Annotated in this window: 16 protein-coding genes; 8 read left to right on the forward strand and 8 right to left on the reverse strand. The window is 66.5% G+C overall.

Annotation, left to right across the window (positions count from 1 at the left end; translation table 11 throughout):
* Positions 1-11 precede the first annotated feature (11 nt).
* From RA164_RS11375 to RA164_RS11390, 4 genes are all read left to right on the forward strand, one after another.
* Positions 12-800, forward strand: a complete 789-nt coding sequence (locus tag RA164_RS11375) for an SDR family oxidoreductase (protein ID WP_329740968.1) — start codon at positions 12-14, stop codon at positions 798-800.
* Between the two features lie 69 nt (positions 801-869).
* A complete protein-coding gene (locus RA164_RS11380) occupies positions 870-2,327 on the forward strand; it encodes an aldehyde dehydrogenase (protein WP_412731024.1) in 1,458 nt (485 codons plus the stop codon).
* Positions 2,328-2,356: 29 nt separating this feature from the next.
* Complete coding sequence (gene can / locus RA164_RS11385; RefSeq protein WP_329740970.1) at positions 2,357-3,022, forward strand: carbonate dehydratase; 666 nt, start codon at positions 2,357-2,359, stop codon at positions 3,020-3,022.
* Positions 3,019-3,444 (forward strand): RidA family protein, encoded by a 426-nt coding sequence (locus RA164_RS11390; protein WP_329740971.1) that lies wholly within the window; start codon positions 3,019-3,021, stop codon positions 3,442-3,444. Before can ends, RA164_RS11390 begins: the two co-directional genes overlap by 4 nt.
* Before the next feature lie 69 nt (positions 3,445-3,513).
* On the opposite strand, the gene RA164_RS11395 is transcribed toward RA164_RS11390, so the two are convergent.
* The 3 genes from RA164_RS11395 to RA164_RS11405 form a co-directional block, all read right to left on the reverse strand.
* Positions 3,514-3,759 carry a hypothetical protein gene (locus RA164_RS11395; RefSeq protein ID WP_329740972.1) on the reverse strand — a complete coding sequence of 82 codons (246 nt, stop codon included), beginning with the start codon at positions 3,757-3,759 and terminating at the stop codon, positions 3,514-3,516.
* A 139-nt stretch (positions 3,760-3,898) separates the two neighbouring features.
* Complete coding sequence (gene hutG / locus RA164_RS11400; RefSeq protein WP_329740973.1) at positions 3,899-4,678, reverse strand: N-formylglutamate deformylase; 780 nt, start codon at positions 4,676-4,678, stop codon at positions 3,899-3,901.
* Between the two features lie 114 nt (positions 4,679-4,792).
* Positions 4,793-6,052 carry an NAD(P)/FAD-dependent oxidoreductase gene (locus RA164_RS11405; RefSeq protein ID WP_329740974.1) on the reverse strand — a complete coding sequence of 420 codons (1,260 nt, stop codon included), beginning with the start codon at positions 6,050-6,052 and terminating at the stop codon, positions 4,793-4,795.
* A gap of 108 nt (positions 6,053-6,160) precedes the next feature.
* Here RA164_RS11405 and RA164_RS11410 point away from each other — a divergent pair, with 108 nt between their 5' ends.
* Together RA164_RS11410 and RA164_RS11415 are read left to right on the forward strand one after the other, a co-directional pair.
* Positions 6,161-7,513 carry a hypothetical protein gene (locus RA164_RS11410; protein WP_329740975.1) on the forward strand — a complete coding sequence of 451 codons (1,353 nt, stop codon included), beginning with the start codon at positions 6,161-6,163 and terminating at the stop codon, positions 7,511-7,513.
* 170 nt (positions 7,514-7,683) lie between these two features.
* The gene (locus RA164_RS11415; protein ID WP_329743534.1) at positions 7,684-8,214 is read left to right on the forward strand and encodes a C40 family peptidase; all 531 of its coding nucleotides are present in this window, start codon (positions 7,684-7,686) and stop codon (positions 8,212-8,214) included.
* Positions 8,215-8,291: 77 nt separating this feature from the next.
* Here the strand turns inward: RA164_RS11415 and RA164_RS11420 are convergent, their stop codons facing one another.
* Complete coding sequence (locus RA164_RS11420) at positions 8,292-8,777, reverse strand: FKBP-type peptidyl-prolyl cis-trans isomerase (RefSeq protein WP_329740976.1); 486 nt, start codon at positions 8,775-8,777, stop codon at positions 8,292-8,294.
* 71 nt (positions 8,778-8,848) lie between these two features.
* Entirely contained in the window at positions 8,849-10,084 is a 1,236-nt protein-coding gene (locus RA164_RS11425) for an MFS transporter (protein ID WP_329740977.1), read from the reverse strand.
* A 242-nt stretch (positions 10,085-10,326) separates the two neighbouring features.
* Here RA164_RS11425 and RA164_RS11430 point away from each other — a divergent pair, with 242 nt between their 5' ends.
* Complete coding sequence (locus RA164_RS11430) at positions 10,327-11,634, forward strand: DEAD/DEAH box helicase (RefSeq protein ID WP_329740978.1); 1,308 nt, start codon at positions 10,327-10,329, stop codon at positions 11,632-11,634.
* 91 nt (positions 11,635-11,725) lie between these two features.
* On the opposite strand, the gene RA164_RS11435 is transcribed toward RA164_RS11430, so the two are convergent.
* The 3 genes from RA164_RS11435 to RA164_RS11445 are packed head-to-tail and all read right to left on the reverse strand — an operon-like array spanning position 11,726 to position 13,914.
* On the reverse strand, positions 11,726-12,280 hold the full coding sequence (locus RA164_RS11435) for a GNAT family N-acetyltransferase (RefSeq protein ID WP_329740979.1): 555 nt from the start codon (positions 12,278-12,280) through the stop codon (positions 11,726-11,728).
* Positions 12,277-13,125 carry an S-formylglutathione hydrolase gene (fghA, locus tag RA164_RS11440; protein ID WP_329740980.1) on the reverse strand — a complete coding sequence of 283 codons (849 nt, stop codon included), beginning with the start codon at positions 13,123-13,125 and terminating at the stop codon, positions 12,277-12,279. The genes RA164_RS11435 and fghA overlap by 4 nt, the downstream gene beginning before the upstream one ends.
* 39 nt (positions 13,126-13,164) lie before the next feature.
* Positions 13,165-13,914, reverse strand: coding sequence for an SDR family NAD(P)-dependent oxidoreductase (locus tag RA164_RS11445; protein WP_329740981.1), 750 nt, complete (start codon positions 13,912-13,914; stop codon positions 13,165-13,167).
* Between the two features lie 106 nt (positions 13,915-14,020).
* Between RA164_RS11445 and RA164_RS11450 the strand changes: the two genes are divergently transcribed.
* Complete coding sequence (locus RA164_RS11450) at positions 14,021-15,853, forward strand: DEAD/DEAH box helicase (RefSeq protein ID WP_329740982.1); 1,833 nt, start codon at positions 14,021-14,023, stop codon at positions 15,851-15,853.
* The last annotated feature ends 123 nt before the right edge of the window (positions 15,854-15,976 follow it).

Raw genomic sequence — 15,976 nt, forward strand, 5'->3', positions numbered from 1 at the left:
AGGCCCTCACGATGAAACTCGATCTGAGCGGGCACCACGCACTGGTCTGCGGCGCCTCGCAGGGCATCGGCCGTGCCAGCGCCATCGAACTGGCCGAACTGGGGGCGAGCGTCACCCTGCTCGCCCGCTCCGCCGAATCGCTGCAGGCACTGGCCGCGGCACTGCCGTGTCGCGACGGCCAGCGTCATGCATGGCACAGCGTGGACATGCTCGATACCGCGAGACTCGGTGAAGTCGCCGACGCGATTGCTGCCATGGCCCCGGTCCACATCCTCATCAACAATACCGGCGGCCCGCCCGGCGGACCGGTGCACACGGCCACGACAAGCGCCTTCGAAACCGCCTTCCGCCAGCACCTGCTGGCCGGACAGACCCTGGTACAGGCGTTTCTCGCCGGCATGCGCGAAGCCGGCTACGGGCGCATCGTGAATGTGATCTCCACCTCGGTGAAGGAACCCATCGCCGGGCTGGGCGTCTCCAATACGGTGCGTGCCGCCGTCGCCAGCTGGGCCAAGACGCTGGCCGGCGAAGTGGCCGCCGACGGCATCACCGTCAACAACGTGCTGCCCGGCTACACCCGCACTGCGCGCCTGGACGGCCTGCTGGCAGCCAGGGTGCAGGCCAGCGGCCGCGACCCCGACGACATCGCCCGCGACATGCTGGCCACGGTGCCGGCACGTCGCTTCGGCGAACCCGCGGAGGTCGCCGCGGTGGTCGCATTCCTGTGCACGCCGGCCGCCGCCTATGTCAACGGCGTCAGCATCGCGGTGGACGGTGGCCGCACCCGCGCGCTGAGCTGAGCCGCGCCGGGCATACGCCCGCGTCCGGTGCAATCGACGCGGGCAGGTTTTAAGCTTGCAGGAATGCCCATGCGTCTTGCCAACCTGATCGACGGCCACTTGCACGCACCGGCCAGCATGTCCTACCTCGACGTGTTCGAACCTGCTACCGCAGCGCCATTCGCACACTGCCCGGACAGCGATGCCACGGACGTCGAAACCGCCGTCCAGGCAGCCCGCCGTGCCACACCCGGCTGGGCCGCCATGCCGGTGGAACAGCGCGCACAACGGCTGTTCCGTCTGGCCGACCTGATCGAAGCACGACTGGATGCATTCGCGGCACTGGAGTCACGCGACAGCGGCAAACCGCTGCAGTTGGCCCGCAGCGTGGACATTCCGCGCGCGGTCAGCAACCTGCGCTACTTCGCCGCCGCCATCGTGACCTGGAGCAGCGAGTCGCACGCCACCGAATCCGGCACGCCAGGCACTGGCGCGATCAACGTCACCCTGCGCCAGCCGCTGGGCGTGGTCGGCTGCATCAGTCCCTGGAACCTGCCGCTGTACCTGTTCACCTGGAAGATCGCACCGGCGCTGGCCGCCGGCAACGCGGTGGTCGCCAAACCTTCGGAGATCACGCCCTGCACGGCCGCCCTGCTGGGCGAGCTGAGCATCGAGGCGGGACTGCCACCCGGCGTGTTGAACATCGTGCACGGTCGCGGCCCCAGCGTCGGCCAGGCCATCGTCGAGCATCCGGCGGTGAAGGCCGTGTCGTTTACCGGCAGCACCGCCACCGGGGCACGCATCGCCGCCACCGCCGCTCCCCGCTTCAAGAAACTCTCGCTGGAACTGGGCGGCAAGAACCCCGCCATCGTGTTCGCCGACGCCGATCTGTCCGACGACAATCTCGACACCATCGTGCGCTCGGGCTTCGCCAACCAGGGCGAGATCTGTCTGTGCGGCTCACGCTTGCTGGTACAGCGCTCGATCTACGAACGCTTCCGCGAGCGCTATCTGGAGCGCGTCGGCACCCTGCGCGTCGGCGACCCGGAAGACGCGCGCAGCGATCTTGGCGCGCTGGTATCGAAAGCCCATTTCGACAAGGTCACGGCATGCATCACGCAGGCCCGTACCGAGGGCGGTCGCATACTGTGCGGCGGCGAGGCCGTGCGGATCGATGGCCGCTGTGCCGATGGCTGGTTCGTGGCACCCACGGTGATCGAGGGGCTGGACAACGATGCCGCCACCAACCAGCAGGAAATTTTCGGCCCGGTCGTCACCTTGATCCCGTTCGACGACGAAGCGGAGGCCCTGGCGATCGCGAACGGCACCGGCTACGGACTGGCCGCCTCGCTGTGGACCCGCGACCTGGCCCGTGCACACCGGCTCGGCACGCAACTCGACTTCGGCATCGTATGGGTCAACTGCTGGATGCTGCGCGACCTGCGCACCCCGTTCGGCGGGGTCAAGCATTCCGGCATCGGTCGCGAGGGCGGTGTCGAAGCGCTGCGCTTCTTCACCGAACCGAAGAATCTCTGCATCCGCTACTGACAAACATTCACCTCACCAAGGTCACTCCGATGGATTCACTCAAAGATCTTCTTGCCAACAACCGTCGCTGGGCTGAAGGCGTCACTGCCCAGGACCCGCAGTTCTTCGAGAGCTTGTCCAAGCAGCAGGCGCCGAAATATCTGTGGATCGGCTGCTCTGATTCGCGCGTGCCCGCCACCCAGATCGTCGATCTGCCGCCGGGCGAGATCTTCGTCCACCGCAACGTCGCCAACGTGGTGGTGCATTCCGATCTCAACGCACTCAGCACCATTCAGTTCGCGGTGGACACGCTGAAGGTGAAACACATCCTGGTGGTCGGCCACTACGGTTGCGGCGGCGTCGGTGCGGTGCTGGCGAAATCGCAGCTGGGCCTGATCGACAACTGGCTGAAGCACATCGACGACATCGCCATGAAGCACGCCGACCGGCTCGATCCGGCCCAGGCCATGACCATACGTCACGCACACCTGTGCGAGTTGAACGCCATCGAACAGGCGGTGAACGTCTGCCGCACCACCATCGTGCGCGATGCCTGGGAGCGTGGCCAGCCGCTGGCCGTGCATGCCTGGATCTACGGTCTGGACAATGGTCACATCCACGACCTCGGTCTGGATGTGCGTGGTAACGACCAGTTGCACGACGCCTACCACGCTGCCCTCACCGGGCTGGCCGAACGCTGGAAGGCGCCGGCATGAGCGACATCGTGCGCACCGACGCCGCCCCGGCGCCGGTGGGCGCGTATCCGCATGCGCGGCGCGTGGGCCAGCTGCTGTTCCTGTCCGGCGTCGGCCCGCGCGAACCCGGCACGCATGTCATTCCCGGCAATGTCCACGACGCCGACGGCAGGCTGTTGAGCTATGACATCGAGGCGCAATGCCGCCAGGTATTCGCCAACGTGCGTGCGGTGCTCGAAGCCAGTGGTGCACGCTGGCAGGACCTGGTCGATATCACCGTGTTCCTGACCGACATGACCCGCGACTTTGCCAGCTATAACCGCATCTATGCCGAATGCTTTGCCGGGGTGGATGCCTGTCGCACCACAGTGGGCATCACCGCCTTGCCCACGCCGATTGCGATCGAGTTGAAGTGCGTGGCGGCACTGCTGCCCCAGGCATGAAAAAACCCGGCGCACGATGTGCGCCGGGTTTCCGAGCGGGCTGCAAGCCTGCGGCGCGCCCGATCGTCTTCACTTCCCGGTGTTGCCGTCGGTCATCGGCTTGGCGGCCTTCTTGGCATGCGCCTTGTGGTGATGGTGATGATGGTGCTTGTGGTGATGCTTGTGATGCTTCTTGGCGTGATGATGTTCGGCCGTCGTCGCATGGGGCGCCGCCATGGCCTTGGGCGTGGGCTGCTCGGTGGTCTGGGCCAGCACCGATCCGGAAAGGGCCACACCCACCACCAGCAGGATAGCGATTGCGAATTTACGAATCATGATCATGAGCCTCTACGTGATGTAGTGTCGCGGACCCGGCCGGAACCCGGCTGCCTCGAGCGGCGCGACGGGCCAACAATGCGACCGCCCTGGCATACCGAAACTGAACGAGCCACCCCCGGTATGGCCCCGGCAGGATCTAAGCCAGGCAGGCCTGCAGCAGGCGCCGGATCAGATCCTGCACCGGACGCGCCTTCGTCGCATCCCACTCGAAACTGCCTTCGTCCATGTAGCGATGCTGGGCCAACTCCAGTTGGATCCCCTGCACGCCCTCGTCCGGCTGGCCGAAATGACGGGTGATGAAACCACCCTTGAAACGCCCGTTGACCACGAAGTCGTAGGCATCCTGCGATTCGAGCACATTGGTGAGTTGCCACTGCAGTTCGGCGCTGCAGCTGGCGCCATCGGCCGTGCCCAGGTTGAAATCCGGCAGCCGCCCCTCGAACAGCATCGGCACCTGGCTACGGATCGAATGCCCTTCCCACAGCACCACCGAGCCGAAGCGCTCGCGCAGCCGTTGCACCTCGTCCGCCAGTGACTGGTGATACGGCCGCCACCAGTCGGTGACGCGTTGTGCCACCTCAGCCGCATCGGGTTCACAGCCGTCGAGGTACAGCGGCTCGCCATCGAAACCGACGGTCGAGACCAGGCCGGTTTCGCGGCGCCCCGGATACAGCGCATGCCCATCGGCCGGTCGGTTGAGGTCGACCACGTAGCGCGAGGCCAGCGGCCGGATCAGGCTGGCGCCCAGTTCCTCCGCCAACGGTCCGTAAAGCTGACCGACATGCCAGTCGGTGTCCGGCGAGTGACGCGCGGCCGGTCGCATGCGCGCCGCGATGTCGTTGGGAATATGACTGCCGTCGTGCGGCAGGCTGATCAGTAGCGGCACGCTGCCGCGATGCAGGGTATGGGTTTCCATGACCACGCAGTGTCGCGCCAACGCGGCGCATGCGGCAACAGCAGATCGCCCGGCTCGGCAACGCGGAAATCGCATCCGCAAACCGTGATCCTGGCCGGTGAGTGATGGCGCGCTTCAGATACCGAAGCGCGCTGGCGCGTAGGGCGCCGGATCGATCGCCGGCGCCGTTCCGGCAAGCTGTGCCGCCACCAGTTCGCCGGTGGCGGCCGACATGCTCACACCCAGCATGCCGTGCGCGGTGGCGAAATGCAGGTTGGCCCAACGCGAACTGGGCCCGATGATCGGCACTTCGTCCACACACATCGGGCGCCAACCCCACCATTCCTCCAGCAACTCCGCGCCCTCGGGCTCGTGCATGCCCGCAGCCGCACCTCGACGCAGTGCGTCGAGACGGGTCTGGTTGAGGCCTTCCGCATAACCCGAGAATTCCATGGTGCTGCCCAGCCGGTAACCGCTGGACCAGGTGGTCACGCATACCGACGGCTCGCGCAGCACCAGCGCACGGCGCGGTACGCGGACAGGCCGGGTGTAGGTGAGCGAATAGCCCTTGCCCGGCTGCATCGGTACGCGCAGGCCAAGCATGCGCCCCAGCATCGGCGTCCATGCGCCCAACGCCATCATCACCTGTTCGCCACTGAAGACGCCGCGCGTGCTGCGAACATGGGTGAGACGCTTCGCATCGGTATCCAGCCGGTCGATTTTCGCACCGGAGACGATCGCTCCGCCCAGTGCCCGCACGCGCTCGGCCAGCTGCGACACATAACGATCGGGGCGCAGCTGGGCATCTCCCGGGTGGAACAGGCCGCCGACCACGCCCGGCTTCAGCACCGGCTCCATCGCCTCGACATCCTCACCACGCAGCCGCTGCGTCTCGACGCCCAGGCCATCGAGCACGGCGGCGTGATGGCGTTCGTCGTCGGCCAGCGGCTTGGTGGTGCGGTAAACGTAGAGCACTCCGGTTTCGGTGAACTCGCACTCAAGGCCCTCCGTCTGGATCAGTTCGGCCAGCAGACGACGCGAGCGTTGCAGGATGGCCGCGCGCGCCACCGTGGCGCGCTGGAAGTCACGCCAGTTGCAATGCCGCGCGAAGCCGAGCAGCCAGCGCAGGCGCGGGCCATCGAAACGCGGATTGAGATAAAGCGGCGCGTCAGCATGCAGGATCGAGCGCAGCGCCATGCCGAAGGTGCCAGGCATGGCCAGCGAAGGCGCATGACTGGGCGTGATCGTGCCGCAGTTGCCGTGCGAGGCACCGTTGCCCGGCATGCCCTGCTCCAGCACCCGCACACTGATGCCCGACCTGAGCAGGAACAGCGCGCACGATAGGCCGATCACGCCGCCGCCCAGAATCAGTACATCGCTGCTGTGATCATTCATGCCGCCATTCTAAGCACAGCCATCAGGGATCAAGGAACAGGTCATGGCACTTGATTACCCGTGTGTGCGAAGCGCACGATCATTGGATATCGGTCGCATGAGTCCTCCATGTCGAACAGGGTATTACGCACACTCCTTGTCGCGGTCCTGCTGCTCTCGACCGCAGCCTCGGCGCAGTCATTCGACCCTGTCGAGATCCGGCTTTTCAGGACGCTTTTCGCACTGCCGAGCGCGCTGGCGCGTTACACCTACCTACAGAACGAGATGCCGCACCTGAATGCGGACGATCGTATCGTCGCCATGCAGATGCTGGCCTCCGCCGAAAGCGAGCTGGGCCTCTACAACCGGGCGGTATTCAGTTTCCCGATCAAGGTCAGTCCGCCGCCCGGACTGGTTCTTCCCACGGCCGCCCAATGGCGACCCGCTGGGGCAGTGGACGTGATTGCCAGGCTCGCGGCGCATCGTCATATCGTGATGGTCAACGAAGCGCACCACGACGCCCAGACCCGCGTGCTGGCCCTCGCTCTGCTGCCACGCCTGTATGCACTCGGCTTCCGCTATTTTGCGGCGGAGGCACTGGTCGACACCGACCCAGGCCTGCAGAAGCGCGGATACCCAGTCAGATCCAGCGGCACCGAATACCTGCACGAACCGATCTACGGCGAGATCGTGCGGGAAGCGATCCGGCTGGGTTTCACCATCGTCCCGTACGATATCGAGCACCAGGTCGCCGAACAGGCGCGCGAGACCGGACAGGCCGAGAACCTCTATCGCGAGGTTTTCGCCAAACATCCCGATGCACACCTGTTCGTGCTGGCAGGCTACGCGCACATCGACAAGGCGAAAGGGCGCCTGGGCGACATCACTCCAATGGCGATGCACCTGGAAGCACTCAGCGGGCATGTGCCGCTGTCCATCGACCAGACCCAATTTCTCGAGACGGGCTTGCAGGACACGGACAACTATCACCGGCTGATCGCCCGCTTCCGGCCCACCCGACCCATCGTGCTGATCAACCGTTCCGACGGAAAGGTCTGGAGCGCCGATCCGAAGCTCTATGACGCCAATGTGATCCTGCCGCCGGCACTGAGCATGAAATCCTTCGGCAACAGCCAGTCAGTCGATGGCCAGATGTACAAGAACGTAGCGGACCCGGCACATCTTTCGCTCAGCACCTTCATGGCACTCGACAAGATGTTTCGCCCCGCCTGGCTGAGCCTGGGCGGCAAGCGGCAGGCGTTCCCTATCAGTGCGGCATTGTGCCGGAAGCAATTGCCCTGTGTGGTCGAAGCCCAGTATGCGGATGAAAGCGACAATGCCATCGCGGCCGACCGCTACGCCTTTCTGCAGGAAAGCGCGATAACGAACCTGTACCTGTTCCCCGGCAAGTACCACTTGCGGGCCATCGACAGTCGCGGCAAGACACTCGACGAACAGGCCATCACGATACCCAGGCAGTGAACAACGGCCGATCGCGGCCGGCACGCCCACAGAGTTGAGAGTAATTTTCGAAATAGCACAGACAGCATTGATTTGCGTACGAATTATTGACTTGATAACCTCACCACAAAGCAATTTTCGAGGTTATCGTCGTGAACACCACTCCAGCCCATCGATCCCGCACCTGCGCGATACGGCAGCCGTGGCGCGGCGGCGTGCTGGCCTGCACCGTGCTGTTGCTAGCCGCCTGTGCCGGCAACCCGCATCGGCGCGAACCGACCTTCCGCGCCTCGCACTCCTCGCTGGCTGACGAACCGGCCCGTGCCCCCAGCGGTGAGGCCGCCACCGCCAACGACGTGCTGTTCCGTGCCTTGGCGCTGGTCGGCACGCCCTATCACTGGGGCGGCAACACACCCGAGAGTGGTTTCGACTGCAGCGGTCTGGTCGACTACATCTATCGGCATGGCGCCGACATCCTGCTGCCGCACAGCTCGCGCGAAATGGCGCGTATGGATGGCCGCAAGGTGAAACAGATGCGCGACCTGGTCAGCGGTGACCTGGTGTTCTTCGACATCAACGGTGGGATCAGCCACGTGGGCGTCTATGTCGGCAAGGGACGCTTCGTCCATGCGCCCAACAGTGGCGGTACCGTGCGACTGGACGATATCGACGGCCCGTACTGGCGCACCCACTTCGCCTACGGCAAGCGACTGCTGGACTGAACTCCCACCGCGGCGCTGCAGCAAACGAAAAACGGCGCCAACGGCGCCGCTTTTCGTTTTACCGGGTACGGACGGAATCAGTGCACCTCAGCGCCCGGAGCATGCGCGTGGCCGTGCTTCAGCTCCTCCTCGGTCGCGTCACGCACGTCCTGGATCGCCACGTCGAAGTGCAGCGTCTTGCCGGCCATCGGGTGGTTCAGATCCACGTCGATCGCACTCATGCCGACCTTGTGCACGGTCACCGCACGCTGGCCACCTTCCTTCAGCGCCAGCACGGTGGTCATGCCGGGCTTCAGATACTTGGCATCGCGGAAGTACTTCTTCGGCACGCGCTGGATCTGGCCTTCCTGACGCTCTCCATAACCGTCGGCAGGAGCGATCTCGACCTGCAGGCTCTCGCCCGCCTCATGCCCTTCCAGTGCCGTTTCCAGCCCCGGAATCAGCTGGCCGTGGCCGAGCAGGACCCACAGCGCCTCGTCGCGGTCATGCGAGCTTTCGACCTTGTCGCCATCCACCGTCAGCGTGTAGTGGAGCGAGATCACCTTGTCCTTGCCAGCCTTCATGTTCGTCTCTGTGTCATTGGAATCGGGCCGACAAGTTTATCAGGCCCCGGCGTTGTCAGACCGCGGGGGTATCAGCCCTCGGGAGGCTGGCCGAAGCGCACCCCGCGCACCTCCGGCCCTCGCCAGGCCAGCAGGGCCAGCAGCAGGGCGACCGCCACCATCCAGACCGACATCACGCTGGCGTAATTGCCTCCATGGGCTTCGGCCAACCGGGCCTGCACATAGGCCGTGCTGGCGGCAAGCAGGTTGCCCAGCTGGTAGGCGAACCCCGGCAGGGTGCCACGCACCGCATCCGGCGAAAGCTCGTTGAGGTAGCTCGGCACCACGCCCCAGGCGCCCTGGACCATCACCTGGATCAGGAACGCGCCGATCGCCAGCAGCACCAGCGAACCGCCGTACATCCACAGCGGAATGCACGGCAACGCGAGCAGCGCCGCCACGGTGATCGCACGCCTGCGCCCCACCCGCTCCGACCATGCGCCGAAGCTCAGGCCACCGATGATCGCGCCGACATTCAGCAGCATCGTCAGCACGGTCACCTCGCCCGGGCCAAAATGCAGCTGCGACTTGAGGAAGGTCGGATACATGTCCTGCGAGCCATGACTGAACATGTTGAACGCGGCCATCAGCAGCATCATGTAGACCAGCCGACGACCCTGGCCGCGCATCGCCTTCCGCGCGCTGCTTGGCTCCGACCGTGCCTGCGCCGCCTGCCACACCGGCGATTCCGGCACCTTGCTGCGCAGGTAGAGCACCAGCAGCGACGGCAGCGCACCGGCCACGAACATGGCGCGCCAGTTCAGACCGAATACGCTGAAGACCAGCCAGTAGGTGATCGCGGCCAGGAAGTAGCCGAACGGATAGCCACTCTGCAGCAGACCCGAGACCAGCCCGCGCGACTTCGACGGAATGCTCTCCATCGCCAGCGAGGCTCCGATGCCCCACTCGCCGCCCATCGCCACTCCGAACAGGAAGCGCAGCACCAGCAGCACGCCCAGGGATGGCGCGAAGGCACAGGCCAGTTCCAGCGCGGCGAAACACAGTACGTCGATCATCAGCACTGGCTTGCGCCCGAAGCGGTCGGCCAGCCGGCCGAACAGCAGCGCGCCCAGCGGACGGGCGCCCAGGGTCAGCAGGATGCTGAAAGCCACCTCGGGAGTCTTCACGTGGAAGTCGCCGGCGATATTGCTCATGACGAAAACCAGCAGGAAGAAATCAAACGCGTCCAGCGTCCAGCCAAGGAAGCTGGCCAGCACGGTATGGCGCTGCTGGCTATTCAGTTCGCGCAGGGAAGCCAGGAACGGCATGCCTCGTCTCCAACAGAGCAACAGTCGGCGGAGGCTAACACGAGTCGGCGATGGCTCCATGCGCACCGGCACCCTCGCGTTTCGATCCTGGCGCACACCGCACGATACGACACGGTATTTCGACCGGTTTCGGCTATACTTGCGCGACGGTTCCCCCACCGTCGCGGCTTTCGCCGCCGTCCATTCCCCCACCGCAACACGGTTCTGCACGAACGCTCCGGGTTGCACATAGGAGTTGTTCCATGTCTTTTGAATCGCTGGGCCTTGCGCCCGCGTTGCTGCGTGCGCTTGCCGAACAGGGCTACGCCGAGCCCACCCCGATCCAGGCCGCCGCCATCCCGGTGGTGCTGGAAGGCCACGACCTGCTGGCCGCCGCACAGACCGGCACCGGCAAGACCGCCGCCTTCGCGCTGCCCCTGCTGCAGCGGCTGGCCGACACCCCCGCAACCACCCGCAAACCGCGCGCGCTGGTGCTCACGCCCACCCGCGAACTGGCTGCGCAGATCGACGACAACCTGCGCGCCTATGCGCGTCACCTGAAGGTGCGCAGCACGGTGATCTTCGGCGGCGTCGGCATGAACCCGCAGATCAATGCGCTGCGCCGCGGCGTGGACGTGATCATCGCCACGCCGGGTCGCCTGATCGACCACATGCAGCAGCGCACCGTCGACCTGTCCGGCATTGAGGTGCTGGTGCTGGACGAAGCCGACCGCATGCTCGACATGGGCTTCCTGCCGGCGCTCAAGCGTGTGCTTTCGGCGCTGCCCGCCGCCCGCCAGACCCTGCTGTTCTCCGCCACCTTCGCGGCCCCGATCAAGGCACTGGCGATGCAGTTCATGCACCAGCCGCGCGAAGTTTCGGTGACCCCGCCGAATACCGTGACCCAGCTGATCACCCACCGGGTGCACCCGGTCGACGCCGAGCGCAAGCGCGACTTGCTGCTGCACGTGCTCAGCGAGGACAGCCGGCGACAGACGCTGGTGTTCAGCCGCACCAAGCACGGCGCCGACAAGCTGGTGAAGTTCCTGGAGGCTTCCGGCCTGCGCGCCGCGGCGATCCACGGCAACAAGAGCCAGAACGCGCGTACCCGTGCACTGGGCGACTTCAAGAGCGGCCGCATCACCGTACTGGTGGCGACCGACATCGCCGCACGCGGCATCGACATCGACCAGTTGCCGGTGGTGATCAATTACGACCTGCCGATGGTCGCCGAGGATTACGTGCACCGCATCGGCCGGACCGGCCGCGCGGGTGCCGAGGGCCTGGCCCTGTCGCTGGTCAGCCACGACGAATCCGGGCTGCTGCGCGACATCCGCCGCCTGCTGGACAAGGACGTGGCCATCACCGACGTCGCCGGCTTCGAACCGTCGGCCCCGCTGCGCCTGGACGCCGGCGCACCGCGTCCCAAGCAGGGGCAGCGGCAGCCACGCCAGGGCGGCCAGGGCAACGGCCGTGCCCACGGCCATGGCCAGTCGCAGGGCGCGAACGGTTCGCATGCGGCCGGCAACCGCAAGCGGCAGCGGCGCAGGCGGCCAGCCGCTAAGGCCTGATCCGCCCACATCAGCCGGAGCGCCCGCCTTGCGGGTGCTCCGTGTCTCCTTCGCACCGCAGCCGGGATATCTTCGACGGAAGCCGCAGTGCTCAGTCGTCGGCGCGGGTTCTGGCGGTGAGCACGTGGTCCTCCCAGACGCCGTTGATGCGCAGGTAACGCTTGGCGTAACCCTCGCGCTCGAACCCCAACCGCGCCAGCAGACGCGCGCTGCGCTCATTGCGCGGCATGTGGTTGGCCATGACGCGGTGCAGGTCCAGCTCGCCGAAGGCCCAGTCCAGGCCAGCGCGCAGGGCTTCCTGCATCAGGCCCTGCCCCTGCGCTTCGGCCGCCACGCCATAACCCAGATGACAGGCCTGGAACACACCACGTACCACGTTGGCGAAGGTGAAGGTCGCCAGGATCGTCTCGCCGTCGGGATCCAGCACCAGCAGCGGATAACCGCGCCCCTGTGCGGCCGCCTCGCGGCCCTCGGCAATCGTGCGCACGCAATGATCGAGCGTGTAGTACGAAGCATCGCGTAGCGGCTCCCACGGCGCCAGATGCACACGGTTGTCGGCGCGGTAGCGCAGCAGTGCCACCGCATCGACCTCGTCGGCCAGGCGGATCCGGGTACGCGGCGTGTACAGCTCGGGCGAAGCGATCACGCCAGTCCCAGCGCGCGGGCATGGTGCTGCAGATGCTCGCCGGCAAAGCTGGCGATGAACCAGTAGCTGTGGTCATAGCCGGCATGCCGGCGCAGGTCCAGCGCCTGCCCCGCTTCAGCGCAGGCCTGCTCGAACAGTTCGGGCCTGAGCTGGTTGGCCAGGAACGGGTCGGCCTCGCCCTGGTCGATCAGGATCGTGCCCGGGAAGCCACCGCGACGCACCAGCTCGCAGGCGTCGTGCCGGGCCCAGGCAGCGCGGTCGTCGCCCAGGTAACGCGGCAGCGCCTTGTGCCCCCACGGCACCTGCATGGGCGCCACGATGGGCGCGAACGCGGATACCGAGCGATAGCGTTCGGGATGCTTGAGTGCCAGGGTCAGGGCGCCGTGGCCACCCATCGAATGGCCGCAGATCGCGCTGCGCGACACGTCCACCGGAAAGTGCGCTGCCAGCAAGGCCGGCAGTTCGTCCACCACGTAGCTTTCCATGCGGAAACGCGAGGACCATGGCGTCTGCGTGGCATCGAGATAAAACCCGGCGCCCTCGCCGAACTCCCAGTCGCCGGTGGCACCCTTGAAGCCGGTCTCGCGCGGGCTGGTGTCCGGCATCACCAGCGCCAGTCCCAGCCGGGCGGCAAGGCGCTGCATACCGGCCTTGATCGTGGCGGTCTCTTCGGTACAGGTCAGTCCGGCCAGGTAGTAGAGCACCGGACAGGGCGCCGCCTCGGCCTGCGGCGGCAGATACAGTGCGAAGCGCATCGGCCCGCCGCAGCTGGCCGACACGTGCCGGTGGAAGCCCTGCGTGCCGCCGAAGCAGTGTTGCGCGGAAATCGTCTCGATCGCAGTCATGGTGCCCTCGCCGTGTGCAAGAGCGCCATGATAACGGGCTCAGCGTTCCTGGTCGGTCGGCCGCATCAGCACCTCGTTGATGTTGACGTGCGACGGGCGGCTCACGCAGAAGGCGATCGTCTCGGCCACGTCCTGGCTCTGCAACTGGCGCATGCTGTCGGCCCAGGCATTCAGTGCATCCTTGGTCGCGGCATGGCCGATGTGGTCGCGCAGCTCGGTTTCGACCACCCCCGGCTCGATCACGCTGACCCGGATGTTGTCCTTGTAGACCTCGCGACGCAGCGCCTCGGAGAACGCCACCACGCCGAACTTGGTGGCCGAATAGGCGGCCGCGTTCGGGTTGGCCACGCGGCCGGCAGTGGACGAGATGTTGACGATGTGGCCGTCGCGCCGCGCGCGCATGCCGGCCAGTGCGGCCTGGGTCGAGGCGATCAGACCCAGCACGTTGAGCTCCAGCATGTGCCGCCAGCGGCCCAGATCGGCCTCGCCGACTGGCTCCAGATACATCACGCCGGCATTGTTCACGAGGATGTCCAGACGTCCAAAATGCCGCTCGGTCTCGTGCACGATGCGCTGCGCCTCGGCCTCGTCGGCCAGGTCGGCGGTGAGCACCAGCGGCTCGGCACCGAGTGCCTTGAGCTGCGCCGCCAGCGCATCCAGCCGGTCGCGCCGGCGAGCGGTGACAGCCAGTCTGGCGCCCTGCCGGGCCAGCTCCAGCGCGGTGGCTTCGCCGATGCCCGAGGATGCGCCGGTGACCAGGGCGACGCGGCCGTTCAATCGATTCGACATGATGGACCCCTATACGGATGGACTCAGTGAGGGTGGGGGCGCGCCAAGCTGATACAATAGGGGCCTCTCCCCCGCATGCCGTCGCGCGTGCCACTCGAGGTTTCCCATGTCCGCCCCGTCTTCCGACCACGCCCCGGCTGCCGCCGGCTTCACCGCGCTTGCCCTCTCACCGGAAGTGCTGCGCGCGCTGGCCGACGTGGGCTACGAATCGCCCTCGCCGATCCAGGCCGCCACCATTCCGCCGCTGCTGGAAGGTCGCGACGTACTGGGCCAGGCACAGACCGGCACCGGCAAGACCGCCGCTTTCGCCCTGCCGATCCTGACCCGGATCGACCTCAAGCCCGGCAAGCCGCAGGCGCTGGTGCTGGCGCCCACGCGCGAGCTGGCGATCCAGGTGGCCGAGGCGTTCCAGCGCTATGCCGCGCACCTGCCCGGACTGCAGGTGCTGCCGATCTACGGCGGACAGAGCTACGGCCCGCAGCTGCACGCGCTGCGCCGTGGCGTGCACATCGTGGTGGGCACGCCCGGTCGCGTGATCGATCATCTGGACAAGGGCACGCTCGACCTGTCGGAACTGAAATACCTGGTGCTCGACGAAGCCGACGAAATGCTGCGCATGGGCTTCATCGACGACGTCGAGAAGGTGCTTGAGGCCACCCCGCCCGGTCGTCAGGTGGCGCTGTTCTCGGCCACCATGCCGGCACCGATCCGCAAGATCGCCCAGCGGCACCTGAAGGATCCGACCGAGATCACCATCAAGGCCGCCACCACCACCAACACCAATATCCGCCAGCGTTACTGGTTCGTCAGCGGCTTGCACAAGCTGGACGCGATGACGCGCATCCTGGAAGCCGAGCCGTTCGACGCGATGATCGTGTTCTCGCGTACCAAGCAGGCCACCGAGGAGCTGGCCGAGAAGCTGTCCGCCCGCGGTTTCGCCGCGGCCGCGATCAACGGCGACATCGCCCAGCCCCAGCGCGAGCGGGTGATCCAGCAGCTGAAGGACGGCAAGCTCGACATCCTGGTCGCCACCGACGTGGCCGCCCGCGGCCTCGATGTAGAGCGGATCAGCCACGTGCTGAACTACGACATTCCCTACGATACCGAAAGCTATGTCCACCGCATCGGCCGCACCGGCCGTGCCGGGCGCAGCGGCGAGGCGATCCTGTTCGTCACCCCGCGCGAGAAGGGCATGCTGCGGGCGATCGAGCGCGCCACGCGCCAGAAGATCGACGAGATGAAGCTGCCCACCGTCGAGGCGGTGAACGACCAGCGCATCGCCCGCTTCAAGCAGCGCATCAGCGACGTGCTGGCGATCGGCGGGCTGGAGCAGTTCCAGCAGCTGGTCGAGCAGTACGAGCAGGAACACGACGTGCCGGCGGTGGAGATCGCCGCCGCACTCGCCCGCATCGCCCAGGGCGACCGCCCGCTGCTGATGGAGCCGCCGCCGGTGCGCGAGCGCGCGCCGCGCGAAAACGACAGCGAACGCGCGCCGCGACGCCGCGACGCCGATGGCAGCCACGAACGGGCACCGCGCCGCGAACATGCGCCGCGGCCGCACGCCACCGAGCCGGGCAAGATCACCTACCGCATCGAAGTCGGTCACGAACACGGCGTGAAGCCCGGCAACATCATCGGCGCCATCGCCAACGAAGCCGGCCTGGACAGCCAGTTCATCGGCAAGCTCAGCATCCGCGGCGACCACAGCCTGGTCGATCTTCCCGAGGGCATGCCGAAGGAAATCTTCGAGCACCTGAAGAAGGTGTGGGTCGCCCGCCAGCAACTGCAGATCCATGCATGGGACGGCAACGACGACGGCGGTTCCGCCGCACCGACGCGTCGGCCTGGCGGCTTCCGCAAGCCCGGCGGCAACCGTCCCGGCAATCGCAAGCCACATCCGCACGGACACGGTGGCGGCAAGCCGGGCCGCGGCAAGTGAGTTGACGCGCGGGCGCCACGCCCGCGCGATTGTCGCCGTCGGCAAGACGCTGCGTTCCGCCGTACCGGGCTGCAAACCGGTCGACGGAACCCCATGATGACCTCATTCATCGAGGTCACATGC

Origin of the sequence: Dyella sp. A6, from assembly GCF_036320485.1 — a bacterium.
Classification (GTDB): Bacteria; Pseudomonadota; Gammaproteobacteria; order Xanthomonadales; family Rhodanobacteraceae; genus Rhodanobacter_A; species Rhodanobacter_A aluminiiresistens.

Bases quoted from the DNA above. Each gene is read 5' to 3' on its own strand.
- RA164_RS11375 (WP_329740968.1), top strand. From the start codon at position 12: ATGAAACTCGATCTGAGCGGGCACCACGCACTGGTCTGCGGCGCCTCG.
- RA164_RS11380 (WP_412731024.1), top strand. From the start codon at position 870: ATGCGTCTTGCCAACCTGATCGACGGCCACTTGCACGCACCGGCCAGC.
- can (WP_329740970.1), top strand. From the start codon at position 2,357: ATGGATTCACTCAAAGATCTTCTTGCCAACAACCGTCGCTGGGCTGAA.
- RA164_RS11390 (WP_329740971.1), top strand. From the start codon at position 3,019: ATGAGCGACATCGTGCGCACCGACGCCGCCCCGGCGCCGGTGGGCGCG.
- RA164_RS11395 (WP_329740972.1), bottom strand. From the start codon at position 3,759: ATGATTCGTAAATTCGCAATCGCTATCCTGCTGGTGGTGGGTGTGGCC.
- hutG (WP_329740973.1), bottom strand. From the start codon at position 4,678: ATGGAAACCCATACCCTGCATCGCGGCAGCGTGCCGCTACTGATCAGC.
- RA164_RS11405 (WP_329740974.1), bottom strand. From the start codon at position 6,052: ATGAATGATCACAGCAGCGATGTACTGATTCTGGGCGGCGGCGTGATC.
- RA164_RS11410 (WP_329740975.1), top strand. From the start codon at position 6,161: ATGTCGAACAGGGTATTACGCACACTCCTTGTCGCGGTCCTGCTGCTC.
- RA164_RS11420 (WP_329740976.1), bottom strand. From the start codon at position 8,777: ATGAAGGCTGGCAAGGACAAGGTGATCTCGCTCCACTACACGCTGACG.
- RA164_RS11425 (WP_329740977.1), bottom strand. From the start codon at position 10,084: ATGCCGTTCCTGGCTTCCCTGCGCGAACTGAATAGCCAGCAGCGCCAT.
- RA164_RS11430 (WP_329740978.1), top strand. From the start codon at position 10,327: ATGTCTTTTGAATCGCTGGGCCTTGCGCCCGCGTTGCTGCGTGCGCTT.
- fghA (WP_329740980.1), bottom strand. From the start codon at position 13,125: ATGACTGCGATCGAGACGATTTCCGCGCAACACTGCTTCGGCGGCACG.
- RA164_RS11445 (WP_329740981.1), bottom strand. From the start codon at position 13,914: ATGTCGAATCGATTGAACGGCCGCGTCGCCCTGGTCACCGGCGCATCC.
- RA164_RS11450 (WP_329740982.1), top strand. From the start codon at position 14,021: ATGTCCGCCCCGTCTTCCGACCACGCCCCGGCTGCCGCCGGCTTCACC.